At 40.1% G+C, this 16061-nt stretch carries 14 protein-coding genes; 5 read left to right on the forward strand and 9 right to left on the reverse strand.

The window, feature by feature from the left end; translation table 11 throughout:
* Window positions 1–214: 214 nt before the first annotated feature.
* On the forward strand, window positions 215–1204 hold the full coding sequence (locus tag J2S13_RS14520) for a potassium channel family protein (RefSeq protein WP_307258548.1): 990 nt from the start codon (window positions 215–217) through the stop codon (window positions 1202–1204).
* Here J2S13_RS14520 and J2S13_RS14525 read toward each other — a convergent pair.
* Complete coding sequence (locus J2S13_RS14525) at window positions 1201–1605, reverse strand: YugN-like family protein (RefSeq protein WP_307258549.1); 405 nt, start codon at window positions 1603–1605, stop codon at window positions 1201–1203. The genes J2S13_RS14520 and J2S13_RS14525 overlap by 4 nt on opposite strands.
* Window positions 1606–1692: 87 nt before the next feature.
* A complete protein-coding gene (locus tag J2S13_RS14530) occupies window positions 1693–3066 on the reverse strand; it encodes a glucose-6-phosphate isomerase (RefSeq protein ID WP_307258550.1) in 1374 nt (457 codons plus the stop codon).
* A gap of 238 nt (window positions 3067–3304) precedes the next feature.
* Here J2S13_RS14530 and J2S13_RS14535 point away from each other — a divergent pair, with 238 nt between their 5' ends.
* On the forward strand, window positions 3305–3538 hold the full coding sequence (locus J2S13_RS14535) for a DUF378 domain-containing protein (protein ID WP_307258551.1): 234 nt from the start codon (window positions 3305–3307) through the stop codon (window positions 3536–3538).
* A gap of 100 nt (window positions 3539–3638) precedes the next feature.
* On the opposite strand, the gene J2S13_RS14540 is transcribed toward J2S13_RS14535, so the two are convergent.
* The 4 genes from J2S13_RS14540 to yugI all read right to left on the reverse strand — a co-directional run bounded on the left by J2S13_RS14540 (window position 3639) and on the right by yugI (window position 9557).
* A complete protein-coding gene (locus J2S13_RS14540; RefSeq protein ID WP_307258552.1) occupies window positions 3639–4883 on the reverse strand; it encodes a Glu/Leu/Phe/Val family dehydrogenase in 1245 nt (414 codons plus the stop codon).
* 45 nt (window positions 4884–4928) lie between these two features.
* Window positions 4929–6122 carry an ornithine--oxo-acid transaminase gene (locus tag J2S13_RS14545; protein WP_307258554.1) on the reverse strand — a complete coding sequence of 398 codons (1194 nt, stop codon included), beginning with the start codon at window positions 6120–6122 and terminating at the stop codon, window positions 4929–4931.
* Between the two features lie 595 nt (window positions 6123–6717).
* Window positions 6718–8262, reverse strand: a complete 1545-nt coding sequence (gene pruA, locus J2S13_RS14550; protein ID WP_307258555.1) for an L-glutamate gamma-semialdehyde dehydrogenase — start codon at window positions 8260–8262, stop codon at window positions 6718–6720.
* An 893-nt stretch (window positions 8263–9155) separates the two neighbouring features.
* Complete coding sequence (yugI, locus tag J2S13_RS14555; protein WP_307258556.1) at window positions 9156–9557, reverse strand: S1 domain-containing post-transcriptional regulator GSP13; 402 nt, start codon at window positions 9555–9557, stop codon at window positions 9156–9158.
* Window positions 9558–9761: 204 nt separating this feature from the next.
* On the opposite strand from yugI, the gene J2S13_RS14560 reads away from it, so the two are divergent.
* Window positions 9762–11105 (forward strand): sodium-dependent transporter, encoded by a 1344-nt coding sequence (locus tag J2S13_RS14560; RefSeq protein WP_307258557.1) that lies wholly within the window; start codon window positions 9762–9764, stop codon window positions 11103–11105.
* 280 nt (window positions 11106–11385) lie between these two features.
* Here J2S13_RS14560 and J2S13_RS14565 read toward each other — a convergent pair whose 3' ends face one another.
* Window positions 11386–12549, reverse strand: coding sequence for an aminotransferase (locus J2S13_RS14565; protein ID WP_307258559.1), 1164 nt, complete (start codon window positions 12547–12549; stop codon window positions 11386–11388).
* A complete protein-coding gene (locus J2S13_RS14570) occupies window positions 12549–13049 on the reverse strand; it encodes an Lrp/AsnC family transcriptional regulator (RefSeq protein WP_307258561.1) in 501 nt (166 codons plus the stop codon). Before J2S13_RS14570 ends, J2S13_RS14565 begins: the two co-directional genes overlap by 1 nt.
* A 123-nt stretch (window positions 13050–13172) precedes the next feature.
* Between J2S13_RS14570 and J2S13_RS14575 the strand changes: the two genes are divergently transcribed.
* Window positions 13173–13988 carry an alpha/beta fold hydrolase gene (locus tag J2S13_RS14575; protein WP_307258562.1) on the forward strand — a complete coding sequence of 272 codons (816 nt, stop codon included), beginning with the start codon at window positions 13173–13175 and terminating at the stop codon, window positions 13986–13988.
* Here the strand turns inward: J2S13_RS14575 and J2S13_RS14580 are convergent.
* Window positions 13985–14251 carry a DUF1871 family protein gene (locus J2S13_RS14580; RefSeq protein ID WP_307258563.1) on the reverse strand — a complete coding sequence of 89 codons (267 nt, stop codon included), beginning with the start codon at window positions 14249–14251 and terminating at the stop codon, window positions 13985–13987. The genes J2S13_RS14575 and J2S13_RS14580 overlap by 4 nt on opposite strands.
* Before the next feature lie 154 nt (window positions 14252–14405).
* Here J2S13_RS14580 and J2S13_RS14585 point away from each other — a divergent pair, with 154 nt between their 5' ends.
* Window positions 14406–15572, forward strand: a complete 1167-nt coding sequence (locus J2S13_RS14585) for a MalY/PatB family protein (RefSeq protein WP_307258564.1) — start codon at window positions 14406–14408, stop codon at window positions 15570–15572.
* Window positions 15573–16061 lie beyond the last annotated feature (489 nt).

Below are 16061 nucleotides of genomic sequence, written 5' to 3' on the forward strand. Positions count from 1 at the left end.
TTTTCATCTAATAAGTGAAAAAGAGAATTCCACTGAAAAGCCGGTAAGTCAGCATTTCAGTGGAATTTTGTATTTGTCGGTGAATAATCTAGGTTTATTTTTCTTCACCTGTTTTATTTTTTTGAGAATAGCCCATCCCTAAATGTTGTTATGAATTGGCTCAAAAAAGGAAATAATGGACAGAAGCGGATGTGTTTAAAGGAGTGGATGTGAAGTGCAGCGTTTGTATTTACGATTTATCCGATGGCCTTTGTTTGGAAGAGTGTTCGTGATGGCGGTTTTTTTAATTGTCTCTTTCGGCATTTCCATTCATCTTATTGAGCCGAATACTTTTCCGACTTATTTTGAAGGGATTTGGTGGGCGGTCGTCACGACTTCAACGGTTGGGTTTGGAGATTTTGCTCCCAAAAGTTTTGAAGGAAGATTAATGGCCATTGTGCTGATTTTTTTAGGGGTTAGTTTTTTGTCCACTTACTTCGCTTCCTTAGCAGCTGCTGCGGTTTCATCCCAAAATGCCGTCTTAAAAGGGGAGGCTCCCTTCTTTGGAAAAAAACATATTATAATTATCGGTTGGAATGAGCGTACAAAAGAATTAATCCAACAATTATCACGATTGAATGACACTCGACAAATTACGTTAATCGATGAAACCCTTGAAGAAAACCTTTGCCAAATGGAGCAGGTTCATTTTGTAAAGGGAACTCCTTTTAAAGATGCCACTTTACATAGAGCCAATCTTAAAGAAGCGGAAATGGTCCTTATTACATCAGACCCCAGTAAAAATGAGCTTTACGCAGATATGGCGAGCATTCTCACACTTGTCGCAATTAAAGGAATTCGTCCTTCCCTTTATACGATCGTAGAAATTTTAACAATGGAACAAATGGAAAATGCTAGACGGGCAGGGGCAGATGAAATTATTCAAACGAATAAACAAGCGAGTTTTGTTATGTTAAATAGCCTGATTGCCAATGGTATGTCCAATACCGTTTTATCGCTTTTGGATCAAATTAAAGGAAGTCATTTAAAAATGATCGATGTAAAAGATGAATGGATTGGAATGAGTTTTCAGCAATTAAATGTTATTTTACTAGAACAACAAATCTTACTGCTAGGGATAAAAAAAGGAGAGGATATGAAAATGAATCCTCCTCCACATGTAAAAGTTCATGGTGTTGACTCACTACTCGTGTTAGCGAATTAATCTTGAAGCATTTCTTCTAAGTCTTTTACAAGATCCTTCCCATAGGAAATATATTTCTTTGGAATGGTCGCATCGGGGTCAACGGGTTCGGAAAACTGATTGAAAGAGCCACTAAATGTACCAGTTCCGGCAAAATCATCTACACCTTGTTGATATTTATGTGATAATAAAAACGGTCGTTCCAATCTAACCGTTACCCCCGGCGAATCTAATTGACCATCAACAACTGAAAAGGGAACTCGCAAAAAATGGTACCCTAATTCATCATCTATTTTATAATCAAAATAGCCATGATCATAGTCCCAGTTCCCGCCAATGGAATACCCTTGTGGCTTTAATAATTGTTCGAGTTTATATAAATTATGGTGCTGGCCTTCAATGGTAGATGAAATCTCATACATGTTTTTCCCTAAGCCTCCTTTTTATTTTTTAAGAAGCGATTGCCTCTATTATTTATTCTTTCTCAAAAACATTAAAAAAACTCCGCATTATTCACGGAGTTTTTTTAATTGCTGTAACCTTTGTTCAAGTTCTGTCTTTTTCTCTTCAAACCCTGGTTTTCCTAAAAGTGCAAACATATTGGTTTTATAAGCTTCGACACCTGGTTGGTCAAATGGATTGACTCCCATTAAATATCCACTCATCGCACATGCCTTTTCAAAAAAATAAACAAGATAACCGAATGTGTATTCATCCATTGCGGGCAAATGAATCACAAGGGCTGGTACCCCCCCATCGATATGGGCAAGCATCGCACCTTCTAGAGCCATTTGATTTATATAATCAATATTTTTCCCAGCTAAATAATTCAAATTATCTAAATTCTCATCATCCTCTTCAATTATTAAAGGATGTCTAGAACTTTCTACTTTCAGGATCGTTTCAAATAAATCTCTCCGTCCTTCTTGAATATATTGCCCAATTGCATGAAGATCGGTTGTATAATTGGCTGATGCCGGGAAAATCCCTTTTAGGTCCTTTCCTTCACTTTCGCCAAATAATTGCTTCCACCATTCAGCAAATGACTGTAAATTCGGTTCGCAATTCGTCAGCATTTCAATGGTCTTTCCCTTATTGTATAAAATATTGCGAATAGCCGCATATTGATAGGCATGATTGTCCTCTACTTCAGAATGACTGAAATCTTGCTGGGCTTGGCTGGCACCTTCCATGATTTTTTCTATATTTGACCCACTCACAGCGATAGGTAATAGCCCCACAGCAGTTAAGACAGAATATCTTCCGCCAATTTGATCAGGAATCACGAAAGTTTCATACCCTTCCTTATCTGCCAGAAGCTTTAGCGCCCCTTTTTTTTGATCAGTGGTTGCGTAAATTCTCTTTCTTGCCCCGGTTACGCCATACTTATCTTCCAATACTTTTTTAAATAAACGAAATGCGATCGCAGGTTCAGTAGTCGTTCCTGATTTCGAAATGACATTGATGGAGAAATCCTTTCCTTCAAGGAGATCGATGACATTTTTCATATAAGTCGCACTCATATTTTGTCCAATAAAAAAGATCTGTGGTGTCTGTCGGTGTTTGTCCGAAAGCATATTATAAAAACTGTGATGTAACATTTCGATGGCTGCTCGAGCTCCTAAGTAGGATCCCCCAATGCCAATCACTAGTAACACATCAGAATCGGCTGAAATTTTTTGGGCTGTTTGTTGAATTCGCTGAAATTCCTTCCGATCGTATTGGGTTGGCCATTCGATCCAACCTGTAAATTCATTTCCCACCCCTGTTTTTTCATGTAATGAGTGATGGGCTACTTTCACTGCGTCCCTTAAATAATATATTTCATGCTCCTTCACAATAGGAAACGCTTTCGAAAAATCGAATTGAATATGAGTCATCATCCGTCCTCCGTCTGGAACATTTTTCTTTTTTTACTGTATCAAATGGTTATTTGATAATCAAGCGTATCAATAGGAAAATGGCCATAGCCTATGGAAATGGGCGGAGTACTTAGGGCTTTTTACCTATTATTATCATTTCCTGAGAATTTCCAATATTTATCGGTTGTTGAAGGGAATATTTATAAAAAGAGGCGGAAAAAATAAACTCGACTATAAAAGAAGGAGGTACCATGATCATATGAATACATTACAAAGAATTGCTCTCATTCTTACTATTATCGGGGCTATAAACTGGGGTCTCATCGGTTTATTTCAATATGATTTAATCGCAGCGATTTTCGGCGGTCAGGACGCAGCATTCTCTCGATTCATTTACGGGATTGTTGGGCTTGCAGGTCTTATCAATCTTGGACTATTATTCAAACCAAATCCAGAATTCGGAAGAGAACCAGAAACGAGAACATCTAAATAAATGGTACGAAGAAAGGAGGCGGGAAAACCCTGGCCTCCTTTGAAATCTTGTCCGTTGCTTCTATTTTCATCGTCTTAATAGGGAATAGTCAAGATAAAACTTATACCCACCCTCTATATTTCGCTGCCTCAGCTGTTCTGCGCACTCCCACCATATAGGCGGCTAAACGCATATTAATTCCACGTGTTTGAGCTGTATCATAAATATTATTAAACGCATCGACTAATTTTTCTTGGAGCTTATCGTTCACTTCTTCTTCTGTCCAATAATATCCTTGGTTGTTTTGAACCCACTCAAAATAAGACACAGTGACACCACCAGCACTTGCCAATACATCTGGTACGAGAAGAATCCCACGCTCTGTCAAAATTTTAGTTGCTTCCAATGTTGTCGGTCCGTTCGCCGCTTCCACAAGAATCGAAGCTTTAATTTTATGAGCATTTTCTTCGGTAATCTGGTTTGAAATCGCAGCAGGAACTAAAATATCACAATCTAATTCCAGCAATTCTTTATTCGTAATCTTCTGGTCAAATAAAGTGGTGACCGTACCGAAGCTATCACGACGATCTAATAAATAAGGAATATCTAAACCTTCTGGATCATGTAATGCTCCATAAGCATCGGAAATCCCGATCACTTTTGCCCCTGCTTCATACATGAATTTGGCTAGAAAGCTTCCTGCGTTTCCAAATCCTTGAATAACAACTCGTGCCCCTTTGATATCAATACCGCGTTTTTTGGCCGCTTCTTCAATACAAATCGTGACCCCTTGTGCTGTCGCTTTCTCACGTCCTTGTGAACCACCTAACACAATCGGTTTTCCTGTAATAAAACCTGGGGAATCAAATTCACGAATATGACTATATTCATCCATCATCCATGCCATAATTTGCGAGTTGGTGTAGACGTCTGGGGCTGGCACATCTTTCGTCGGCCCCACTACTTGGCTAATGGCTCGAACATAACCACGGCTTAGTCTTTCAAGTTCATTCATCGACATTTGGCGCGGATCGCAAATAATACCGCCTTTACCGCCTCCATAAGGAAGATCAACAATTCCTGCTTTTAATGTCATCCACATAGAAAGGGCTTTCACTTCCTCCTCATTGACATCTGGATGGAAACGAACTCCTCCTTTTGTTGGACCAGCTGCATCATTATGTTGCGCACGATAACCAGTAAAGATTTTTGTTGACCCATCATCCATACGCACAGGAATTCTTACCGTGAAAATACGGAGCGGTTCTTTTAAAAGTTCATACATTTCCGCATTATAACCAAGCCTTGTTAAAGCTTCCTTAATGACATTCTGGGTTGATGTAAATAAATTAAGATTTTCTGTCATTTGTTCTCGCCTCTTTTTACATATTCATTTCTTTTTTTATTAGTATTAGGATAATACTTTTTTAATACGTTCAATCGCCCAATCCAATTCTTCCCTTTTTATTATAAGAGGAGGGGCAAAACGGATAACGCTTTCATGGGTTTCTTTACAAAGTAATCCTTCATTCTTCAATGCCTCGCAAAATGGTCTTGCAGGCCCATTTAATTCTACCCCAATAAATAGACCTTTTCCACGTATTTCTTTTATATTCGGATGATGAATTTCTTTCAACTTTCGAACAAAATAGTTCCCAAGGTCAAAGGATCGTTGGATAAGGTTTTCTTCTACTATAACGTCTAATGCTGCAATGGAAACCGCACATGCAAGTGGATTTCCTCCAAAAGTAGAACCATGCGAACCCGGTTGAAAAACACCTAATATATCTTTATTGGCCGCAACACAAGAAATCGGCAATACGCCGCCACCAAGAGCTTTCCCTAAAATATACACATCAGGTTCAACTTCCTCCCAATCACAAGCAAACATTTTACCCGCACGACCAAGGCCTGATTGAATTTCATCCACCATAAAGAGTACCTGATTTTCCTTACTCATTTCAAATGCTTTTTTTAAAAACCCTTGCGGAGGGATGATAATACCAGCTTCTCCTTGAATCGGTTCTATTAAAAATGCCGCCGTACGAGGAGTAATCGCTTGCTTTAACGCCTCTAAGTCACCATAGGGAATGATGCGGATCCCCGAAAGCAATGGACCAAAGCCACGCTTATATTCAGACTCTGAAGAAAGTGAAATCGCTCCCAATGTCCTCCCATGAAAATTCCCCTCACAAACAATGATTTCAGCTTGATCAGGTGGAATTCCCTTCACATCATATCCCCAGCGACGCGCCATTTTCAAAGCTGTTTCCACCGCTTCAGCACCCGTATTCATCGGCAGAACCATTTCCTTATTTGTTAAGTCACAAATTTTTTCATACCACAGACCAAGCTGATCATTGTGAAACGCACGAGATGTTAATGTCACACGGTTCGCTTGGTCGACCAATGCCTGAATAATCTTCGGGTGGCGATGACCTTGATTCACAGCCGAATAGGCACTTAACATATCCATATACATTCTACCCTCAGGATCCTTCACCCAAACCCCTTCCGCTTCTGAAATAACGATCGGAAGCGGGTGATAATTATTCGCACCAAAACGTTCTGTTTGTTCAATAATCGAGTTCGATTTTGCCGACATCACTCTTCCTCCTAAGTGGTTATTCATTTATTGAAGGTCGCCTGATTTTTTTGCGGGATTGTCGCGGGCTTTGCTCCTCGTTTCCTGCGGATTCTTTTCCTTATTGCGGGCCCCGAATCCCCTGATTTTTGATCGCTATGCCCAGGCGGAGTGTTGGTGTTGGATCAGGCCCCCCAGATTTGATTATCCACAGGCGAGGCGGATCCTTGGGCTTTTGAACATTTCCCTCGCTCTTTTGACTATTTCCCACGCGGATTTGCACTGTTTCTCGGGAGATTTGCGCTGTTTCTCGGGTGATTTGAACATTTCCCAGGATTTTTGCATATTTCCCACGAATTTTTGCGTTAATTCCTTGCGGGTCCTTCTATTCCACAGGCGAGGTGGATCCTTGGGCTTTTGATCATTTCCCTCGCACTTTTGACTATTTCCCACGTGGATTTGCACTGTTTCTCGGAAGATTTGCGCTATTTCTCAGGAGATTTGGACATTTCCCGGGATTTTTGCATATTTCCCACGAATTTTTGCGTTAATCCGTGCCGTGCAGATTCCCCCAGGGCAGGTCCCCACGCCCCTGAGACTAGCCCTCGCTCCCACATCAAAACATTTCCGAGGTAGTCTTTCCTTGCATATGAAGGGGTAGGTAATCTGGCCCGCCGGCTTTGGAGTCGGTTCCGGATAGGTTGAATCCGCCGAATGGTTGGTAGCCGACGATGGCGCCTGTGCAGCCACGGTTGAAATAAAGGTTTCCTACGTGGAAATCTTCGCGTGCTTTTTCTATATGTTCCCGGTTTGTTGTAATTACAGCTCCGGTCAATCCGTATTCGGTGTTGTTTGCAATCTCAATTGCCTGGTCGAAATTTTTTGCTTTTGTAAATCCAACGACTGGGCCAAAGATTTCTTCTTGCATAATGCGCGCTTTTGGATCGAGGTCGGCGAATACGGTTGGGCGGATGAAATACCCTTCTGAATCATCTCCTTCGCCGCCGATCATTAGTTTTCCTTCACCCTTTCCAATCTCAATATAGGACATGATTTTATCATAGGCCGCTTGGTCGATCACCGGTCCCATGAAATAATCTTGCCTGCTTGGATTTCCGATTGTTAATTTTTCCGTTAGTTCCACAACACGGTTCAAAACTTCCTCATATACATCCTCCACGACGACGGCACGTGAGCATGCTGAGCATTTTTGGCCGGAAAAACCGAACGCAGAGGCGACAATCGATTGGGCAGCTAATTCCAAATCAGCTTCTTTGTCGACTACAATCGTATCTTTTCCACCCATTTCAGCGATGACTCGTTTTAACCAAATTTGCCCTTCGCTTAATTGACCGGCCCGTTCAAAAATCCGTAAACCGACATCGCGGGATCCTGTGAATGAGATAAAGCGTGTTTTCGGATGATCTACTAGATAATCCCCTATTTCCGAACCGCTCCCAGGTACATAATTCAGCACACCTTTAGGAAGTCCAGCTTCTTCTAAAACTTCTACAAACTTAGCTGCAATGACTGGAGTTGTAGAAGCCGGCTTTAACACAACCGTATTCCCTGTCACTAATGCCGCTACTGTGGTTCCTGCCATAATCGCAAACGGGAAGTTCCAAGGGGAAATGACAACTCCCACACCTAATGGAATATATCCGTAACGATTAAATTCTCCAGGGCGACTTTCTACAGGTACTCCATCTTTCAACTTCAACATTTGACGACCGTAATATTCTAGGAAATCAATGGCCTCGGCTGTATCTGCGTCCGCTTCCTTCCAAGGTTTCCCAGCCTCTTTCGTTAACAATGCAGAAAACTCATGTTTCCGACGACGAATGATGGCAGCTGCTTTAAATAGGAATCCCGCACGAAATTCTGGTTTTACTTTTCTCCAAAACTGAAAAGCACGGCCAGCGGCATTCATGGCTTCTCCCGCCAATTTCTTATTGGCCTTGGCCACTTTCCCGATGACTTCAGTTTTTTTCGCAGGATTTATGGATATAATTTTATCTTCTGTCATGATCCTTTCTCCACCTATAATCAGCGGATATTCTTGACCTAAGTATCTTTCAACGGTCTTCAATGCCTGTACGAAATCCTTGTGGTTTTTTTCATTTGTAAAATCAGTAAATGGTTCATGTTTGTAAGGAATCATGCGATCTTCCTCCTTTTAGTTTTCGATATGCTTATCGTTCAAAAAGTATCCAAAATCACGAGTAAACAAGATAAAACATTCTAGGATGAAAGCCCTTACATTCATCATTGTGAAGAAATCTTTCACATTTTTCAAGAGATAAATTTCACGTATCATCAATTGAATCTTCATACTGTGTGATTCTTGCAGGGCTCCCCCTCTTTTACACGAGATGGTTTTCAGGATTTTGAGTATTTCCCACGCTCTTTTGACTATTTCTCACACGGATTTGCACTACTTCTCGTGGGATTTGCGCTTGTTCCCGGGTTATTTGAACATTTCCCGGGATTTATGACTATTTCCCGCGAATATTTGCACTCCTTCTGACACTGGGAGCCCTTTTTTCGCGGACAGAGTGGGGGCGAGCTTTTGATCATTTCCCAGGCTCTTTTGACTATTTCCCACACAGATTTGCGCTCCTTCTCGGGGGATTTGCGCTTGTTCCCGGGTTATTTGAACATTTCCCGGGATTTATGACTATTTCCCGCTGATATTTGCACTCCTTCTGACACGGGGATCCCTTTTTTCGCGGATGGAGTGGGGGACTGGCTTTTGATCATTTCCCAGACTCTTTTGACTATTTCCCACACGGATTTGCACTACTTCTCCGGGGATTTGCACTTGTTCCCGGGTTATTTGAACATTTCCCGGGATTTATGACTATTTCCCGCAAATATTTGCGCTTCCTCAATTTTCCCACTATCCCGTTTTTTTCACTCTCCTACTTTTTGTACTCCCTCACTTTTCCGCACTCTCCTTCGTTAGGATGATGTCAGTTTCCTACTTATATATACTAAAAGCCTCCTCTAGAATAGAACATTCTAAGGGAGGCTTTTATGGAACAACCGTCCGATTTATCTTTTAATTGTATCGTTTGCTTTGGATTGCTGTTCAATCCATTCTTCCAATTTTTCTTTTAACGTATTAAATCCAGATGCAGAGTCTGAATCTATTTCAGGCTTTACACTTCCTTGACGACGTCTTGTTTGCTTTTGGACCATTTGGATTTTCGGTTCTTCTAAAGCACGAATGGAGAGGCTGATTTTTCCTTCTCCTTCATCAATAGACATCACCTTAACATTCACTTCATCGCCAATTTTTAAAAATTCATGAATATCTTTTACATATCCATGAGTGATTTCAGAGATATGAACTAACCCTTGTGTCTCATCATCAAGGGCAATAAACGCACCGTACGGTTGTATACCTGTTACCTTTCCTGTAATGACATTGCCAACTTCATATTTTGTCGTCATGGAAACAACTCCTATATATCTTTTTCACCTAATAAGCATTGATAAATTATATCATACTGGGTATTAAACCGCAAAAATATCGCATTGATTGGTTGAGAAATTATTGTTATATTATACTTTATCTTAGTTAATTCTGAATTTAAAAAAAATACAAGAATTTATTAAGAATTATCGCTAACTTAGAAATGGAAGAGGAGTTATTTAATGTCAAAAAAAGAACAATGGTCATCTAAGATCGGATTTATCCTTGCTGCGGCTGGCTCGGCAATTGGCCTGGGAGCAATATGGAAGTTCCCATATATGGCAGGAACAAATGGTGGTGGAGTGTTTTTTCTACTTTTCATTTTTTTCACCATCGTCATTGGAGCGCCCATTTTAATAGCCGAATTCTATATTGGGAGAAGTACTCAGAAAGATGCGGTTTCCGCTTTCAGAAAATTAGCACCACATTCCCCATGGTATTGGGTCGGAATTGTCGGGGTCATATCCGCTTTTATCATTTTATCCTTTTATAGTGTGGTCGGCGGATGGATTTTATCTTATTTAACCCGTAGTGTAACAGGAGGATTGTCTGGAAAAACACAAGAACAATATAGTGAATTATTCCAATCTGTTATTAACCAACCTTCTGAAGTTCTGATCACCCAGTTCATTTTTATGATTATGACCATTTTGGTCGTACAAGGCGGGATTCAAAAAGGGATCGAACGTGTCAGTAAGTATATGATGCCTGCCTTATTTATTTTATTTATCATTCTAGTCATTCGTTCTATCACATTGGATGGAGCGATGGAAGGGGTTTCGTTTTTATTAAAACCTGATTGGTCTTTGTTAACGGCGGATACCTTTTTACTTGCACTTGGACAAGCGTTTTTCGCCCTTAGTATAGGGGTTTCTATTATGATAACCTATGCGTCCTATCTAGGGAAAAATGAAGATATGCCAAGGTCTGCCTTATCTGTAGCTGGGTTAAATATTTTCATTTCCTTGCTTGCGGGACTCGTTATATTCCCGGCTGTCTTTGCTTTTGGATTTGAGCCGGATGCTGGACCAGGGCTTGTATTTGTCGTACTGCCAGCTGTGTTTAATGAAATGGCCTTTGGTGGAGTATTTTTCTTTGTTTTCTTAATTTTGTTACTGTTCGCTACTTTAACATCTGCTTTCTCGATTTTAGAAATTGTTGTAGCAGCATTTACGAAGGGGGACCCAACAAAGAGAAAACGCTTTGCCTGGATTACCGGGGCATTGATTTTCCTAACGGGGATTCCTAGTGCGTTGTCATTTGGAGTTTTATCAGATGTTCAAATCGCAGGAAGATCGATTTTTGACTTCGCTGATTTCATTACAAGTAATATTGGAATGCCATTAGGTGCCTTTTTCATCTCTCTATTTGTAGGATTTCGAATGAAAAAACTAGATGTATTCAATGAAGTAAGCAATGGTTCGACGATCAGTAAGACATTATTTCAATGCTGGTATGTGGCTGTGAAGTATATTGCACCAATTGCCATTGTTTTAATCTTTCTCCGCTCATTAGGAATTATTTAATGCAATAGGTATAAAAAGGATAAAAATAGGGGAATCTAGAATTACAAAGCTTTCTAGTATTCCCCCTTTAGAATGGTGGACGATTTTTTAATCGTCCTCTTTTTTATGATCAAATGCACAAGCGCCTCGTTCATCGGCGTACGGATTTCGTAGATCAACAGTTCTAAATAGCATTTTCATGATAAAAGATGGCGGGAATCGGTGTCTGTTGTTTTTTTAAAGTAAAAATCCATCTGGGCATCCGTTTGGCAAACGGATTTCCAGATGGATTGATCTATTTTTATTTTTCAATGAAATTTTTTATTCGTTTGATCGCTTCTTGTAGTTGTTCCATGGAAGAGGCATAGGAGCATCGAATATGTCCTTCTCCACCTTTTCCGAACACATTCCCAGGCACAACAGCTACCTTTTGTTCCATTAATAATTTTTCTGCGAATTCCTCTGATGATAATCCTGTGCTTTTAATGGAAGGAAATGCGTAGAAAGCACCTCCAGGGATATGACAATCTAGCCCGATTTCATTTAAGGAAGACACAATATAATTTCTTCTTCTTCGATAATCTTTCGTCATTTGTACAACATCATCCATGCCACTTTGAAGAGCTTCAAGCGCTGCGTATTGAGCAGGTGTGGAGGCACACATCATCGCATATTGATGAATTTTTAAGCATGCATGACTAATTTCTTTCGGCGCACAGCAAAATCCAAGTCGCCACCCTGTCATTGCAAATCCTTTTGAAAATCCATTGATCAAAATCGTTCTTTCTTGCATCCCTTCGATACTGGCAATGGACGTATGTTGGATATCATACGCTAATTCTGCATAGATTTCATCGGCAATTACTAATAAGTCATGTTCGATGACGATGTCACAAATACCTTGTAGATCTTCCTTCGTCAATTGGGTACCCGTCGGATTATTTGGAGAACATATGAGCAATGCCTTTGTTTTTGGTGTGATTGCTTGTTTGAGTTGGTCAGGTTGCAATTTGAAATCATGTTCTGGTTTTGTTTCAATTGTGACGGCTTTTCCGCCTGCAAGCTCCACTAATGGAACATAGGAAACAAAGCATGGCTCTACTACAATGATTTCATCTCCTGGGTTGATGATTGCCCGCATCGCAATATCAATCGCCTGACTCGCCCCTACCGTCACAATGATTTCTTCTTTCGGATCATATTTCACATGGAAGCGATTTTCCATATAATCAGCTATTTCATTTCGTAATTCTAATAAACCAGCATTGGCTGTATAGGATGTATACCCTTTTTCGAGTGAAAGAATAGCCGCTTCTCGGACAGACCATGAAGTGACGAAATCCGGCTCACCAACCCCTAGAGACACGACCCCTTCCATATTCGCAGCTAAATCAAAGAATTTTCGGATACCAGATGGGCGCATGTTTTGGACAGATTCTGCTACAAACTCTTTTGTTTTTGTCATCATGGGGACACCACAATTCTATTATCATTTTGATCGGAATCATATACGCTACCATCATGTTTGTATTTTTTCAGCTGAAAATGAGTTGTTGTCGAAACAACTGAATCCAATGTTGACAGCTTTTCCGATACAAATTGAGCAATTTCGTTCATCGATTTTCCTTCAACAGTTACAGAGAGATCATAAGCTCCGGACATTAAATAGACGGAAGATACTTCTTGAAAGCGATAGATTCTTTCGGCAACTTCACGAAAGCCAACTCCCCTTTTCGGTGTGACTTTCACATCGATCATGGCCGTAACTCCTTGATAATTATCCACTTTTGCCCAGTCAATCAAAGTTGTATAATGAACAATGATCTTTTCATCTTGTAATTTTTTAATGATCTCTTCTGTTTCATCTTTATTTAACCCAATCATTTTTGCAATGCTATCAGAAGAGAGGAGAGCGTCTTTTTCCAAAATCTCCAAAATTTCAATCTCTCTATCGGTTAGCTTCATCATTAAAGTCCCCTTTTTTTAAATATTAAAACTATTTTATTATATCAAAATTATCATGGAAGAGTATAAAGAATGAAAGAATAATTGCAAGGAATCCAAAAAAATAATATGGGAGGAAAAAGATTGAAACAGAACTATTCCGTTCCAATTCAAGGGATGCGTTTATGGTATGAATATGATGAGAATCCAAAAGCTAAAGATACTATTCTTCTCCTGCACGGTTTCTTATCCTCATCCTTTAGCTTTCGTAAATTAATTCCGTTATTAAAAGAAGATTATTCTGTTATTACAGTCGACTGGCCCCCTTTTGGAAAAAGTCAAAGACCTAAAAGGTTCATCTATTCTTATGAAAATATTGCGAAAACGATCATTCAGTTTCTTCAAATGATGTCATTCGAATCGATTCACATCATTGGGCATTCAATGGGAGGACAATTGGCGCTGCATATGATGAAACAAAACCCTAATTATATTGAACGGTCGGTCTTATTAAGCTGTTCTTCCTACATAGAAAGAGCGAAGAAAAAATATATTGCCGCAAGTTTTCTTCCCTTTTCCTCTCATTTAATTAAGCGCTGGTTAGAAAAAACAGGAGTAGAAGGGAACTTGCATCAAGTCGTCTATCAACCCCAACTGATTGACGATGAAATGATTGTAGGTTATACGGAGCCTTTTACGAACAAGGCCATCTTTCGCGGGTTAGTAAAATTTTTGCGACATCGTGAGGCAGACCTATCATCAGAAATCTTGCGAACGATTTCCACCCCATGCCTTCTCATTTGGGGAGAAAAGGACCGAGTCGTTCCCGTTGAAGTTGGGAAAAGATTGGCGAGTGACCTGCAGAACAGTGAATTCATTGTTTTAAAAGAAACAGGTCATCTCATCCCAGAAGAAAAACCAGAGGAAGTGATGGAATTCATCCAAAAGTTTCTTCGTTAATTCAACTCACAAGAAGAATCATTTTTTATTTGAAGCAATTTCCAGGAAATGTTCAAACATTCGGCCAAAGCGATCTTTTCTTCAAATGAAAATTCATAGATCTTTTGAATCTTTTTAGCTAAAGAGTTCGCATCATCAAATTGATGAACTGCCTGAATACAATCTGCAATTTCTGTATCATAAAAATCCGTTCCCATATGGAATGGATCCCAATTTTGAAGTAAATCTTTTAACCGTAAATTTAACTGAATTGTTTTATCCATCTTCATCACCTAAATATTTTCTATTATCGTTTCTTTCCCTTATTATAGAGTATATACGCATAAAGCATCTAATGGTTTATGCTTTTTTTACACAGAACGCTAAGGTGGAAAATTCAATTTTCTCAAATGAAAATGGGATAGGGAGTGGGAATAAATGAATCATTTTGATCAAATAATTAACCGAAAAGGGAGTTCTTCTGTCAAATGGGATGGAGTTCAAAAGGTCTTTGGAGTAGAAGACGCACTTCCTATGTGGGTTGCCGATATGGATTTTGCTGCAGCGCCTGAGATTATTCAAGCTTTGAAAGAAGTAGTCGATCACGGGGTTTATGGCTATACGACCATTCCAGCTTCTACAACAGAGGCCATTTGTGGGTGGATGGAAAAAAGACATGGCTGGAAAATTGATTCATCCTGGCTATTATTTAACTCGGGAGTTGTCCCTTCATTAGCACTCGCCGTTGAGATCTTAACAGAAAAAGGAGATGCCGTTCTTCTACAATCACCCGTCTATGCTCCTTTTTTCTCGATGATTAAAAATAATGGGCGCAAAATTGCCAATTGCCCACTTACAATTGGGGATGACCAATTTGAAATCAATTTTGACCAGTTAGAAAAAACGATCCAAACTGAAAACGTGAAACTCTTCTTCCTTTGTAATCCTCATAATCCTGGTGGAAGAGTTTGGAGCGAACAAGAACTCATTCAAATCGCTGAAATATGCAAGCGAAACGAAGTCATCATTGTCTCAGATGAGATTCATAGTGATCTAATCGCACCGCCACACAAGCATATTCCGATTGCTTCTTTGAAAAAAGACTATGAAGAGTTTGTGATCACACTCATTGCTCCAACGAAAACATTTAATTTAGCTGGTTTACAAGCATCCAGTATCATTGTTCCGAATAAAACGATTCGCACAAAACTATCAAATGGACAATTAAGACAAGGATTTTTCACCTTAAATATGATGGGAATTACCGCGATGGAAGTCGCCTATAAATATGGAGAGTCCTGGTTAGATGAATGTATCCATTATATTCGCGGCAATGTCGAATATGTAAAAGACTTTCTACAAAGAGAATTTCCTTCAATCCAAATGTTCGATCCACAAGGAGGCTACCTAATTTGGATCAACTGCCGAGAGCTCGGATATTCTGATCAAGAATTAAATGAGCGCCTGCTCCAAAAAGGCAAACTTGCATTAGAACCCGGTACCAAATACGGAAAAGGCGGGGAAGGATTCGTCCGAATGAACGTCGCCTGCCCTCGCTCCACAGTTGAAGAAGGAATGAAACGATTTAAACTGGCTTTGCAATAAAGGGAAACGGGTGTCACCCTCGCATAGATGATGGTCGTACATGGGGCTTTAAGCGCATATATTCGCGGGAAATGGGCATAAATTCCGGGAAATGTTCAAATAACCTGAGAACAAGTGCAAATCCCTCGAGAAGGAGTGCATATCCTCTTGGGAAATAGTCAAAAATACGGGGGAAATGTTCAAACGCCTCCCTCACTCCTTCCGTACGAGAGAAAGGGAGACACTTGGCTGAAGGAGCGCATATATGAACGGGAAATGGGCATAAATCACGGGAAATGTTCAATTCCCACAGGTTCAGGCGCAAATCCCCCGAGAAGCGGTGCATATCCTCTTGGGAAATAGTCAAAAGAGCCTGGGAAATGTTCAAATGCCTCCCATACTCCTTCCGTACGAAAGAAAGGGAGACACTTGGCTGAAGGAGCGCATATATGAACGGGAAATGGGCATAAATCACGGGAAATGTTCAAATCCCACAGGTTCAGGCGCAAA

The sequence above is a fragment of the Oikeobacillus pervagus genome, from assembly GCF_030813365.1.
GTDB lineage: Bacteria > Bacillota > Bacilli > Bacillales > DSM-23947 > Oikeobacillus > Oikeobacillus pervagus.

Excerpts from the sequence above, each read along its gene's own strand:
- J2S13_RS14525 (WP_307258549.1), bottom strand. The coding sequence starts at position 1,605 with ATGTATGAGATTTCATCTACCATTGAAGGCCAGCACCATAATTTATAT.
- J2S13_RS14530 (WP_307258550.1), bottom strand. The coding sequence starts at position 3,066 with ATGATGACTCATATTCAATTCGATTTTTCGAAAGCGTTTCCTATTGTG.
- J2S13_RS14535 (WP_307258551.1), top strand. The coding sequence starts at position 3,305 with ATGAATACATTACAAAGAATTGCTCTCATTCTTACTATTATCGGGGCT.
- J2S13_RS14540 (WP_307258552.1), bottom strand. The coding sequence starts at position 4,883 with ATGACAGAAAATCTTAATTTATTTACATCAACCCAGAATGTCATTAAG.
- J2S13_RS14545 (WP_307258554.1), bottom strand. The coding sequence starts at position 6,122 with ATGTCGGCAAAATCGAACTCGATTATTGAACAAACAGAACGTTTTGGT.
- pruA (WP_307258555.1), bottom strand. The coding sequence starts at position 8,262 with ATGATTCCTTACAAACATGAACCATTTACTGATTTTACAAATGAAAAA.
- yugI (WP_307258556.1), bottom strand. The coding sequence starts at position 9,557 with ATGACGACAAAATATGAAGTTGGCAATGTCATTACAGGAAAGGTAACA.
- J2S13_RS14560 (WP_307258557.1), top strand. The coding sequence starts at position 9,762 with ATGTCAAAAAAAGAACAATGGTCATCTAAGATCGGATTTATCCTTGCT.
- J2S13_RS14565 (WP_307258559.1), bottom strand. The coding sequence starts at position 12,549 with ATGACAAAAACAAAAGAGTTTGTAGCAGAATCTGTCCAAAACATGCGC.
- J2S13_RS14570 (WP_307258561.1), bottom strand. The coding sequence starts at position 13,049 with ATGAAGCTAACCGATAGAGAGATTGAAATTTTGGAGATTTTGGAAAAA.
- J2S13_RS14580 (WP_307258563.1), bottom strand. The coding sequence starts at position 14,251 with ATGGATAAAACAATTCAGTTAAATTTACGGTTAAAAGATTTACTTCAA.
- J2S13_RS14585 (WP_307258564.1), top strand. The coding sequence starts at position 14,406 with ATGAATCATTTTGATCAAATAATTAACCGAAAAGGGAGTTCTTCTGTC.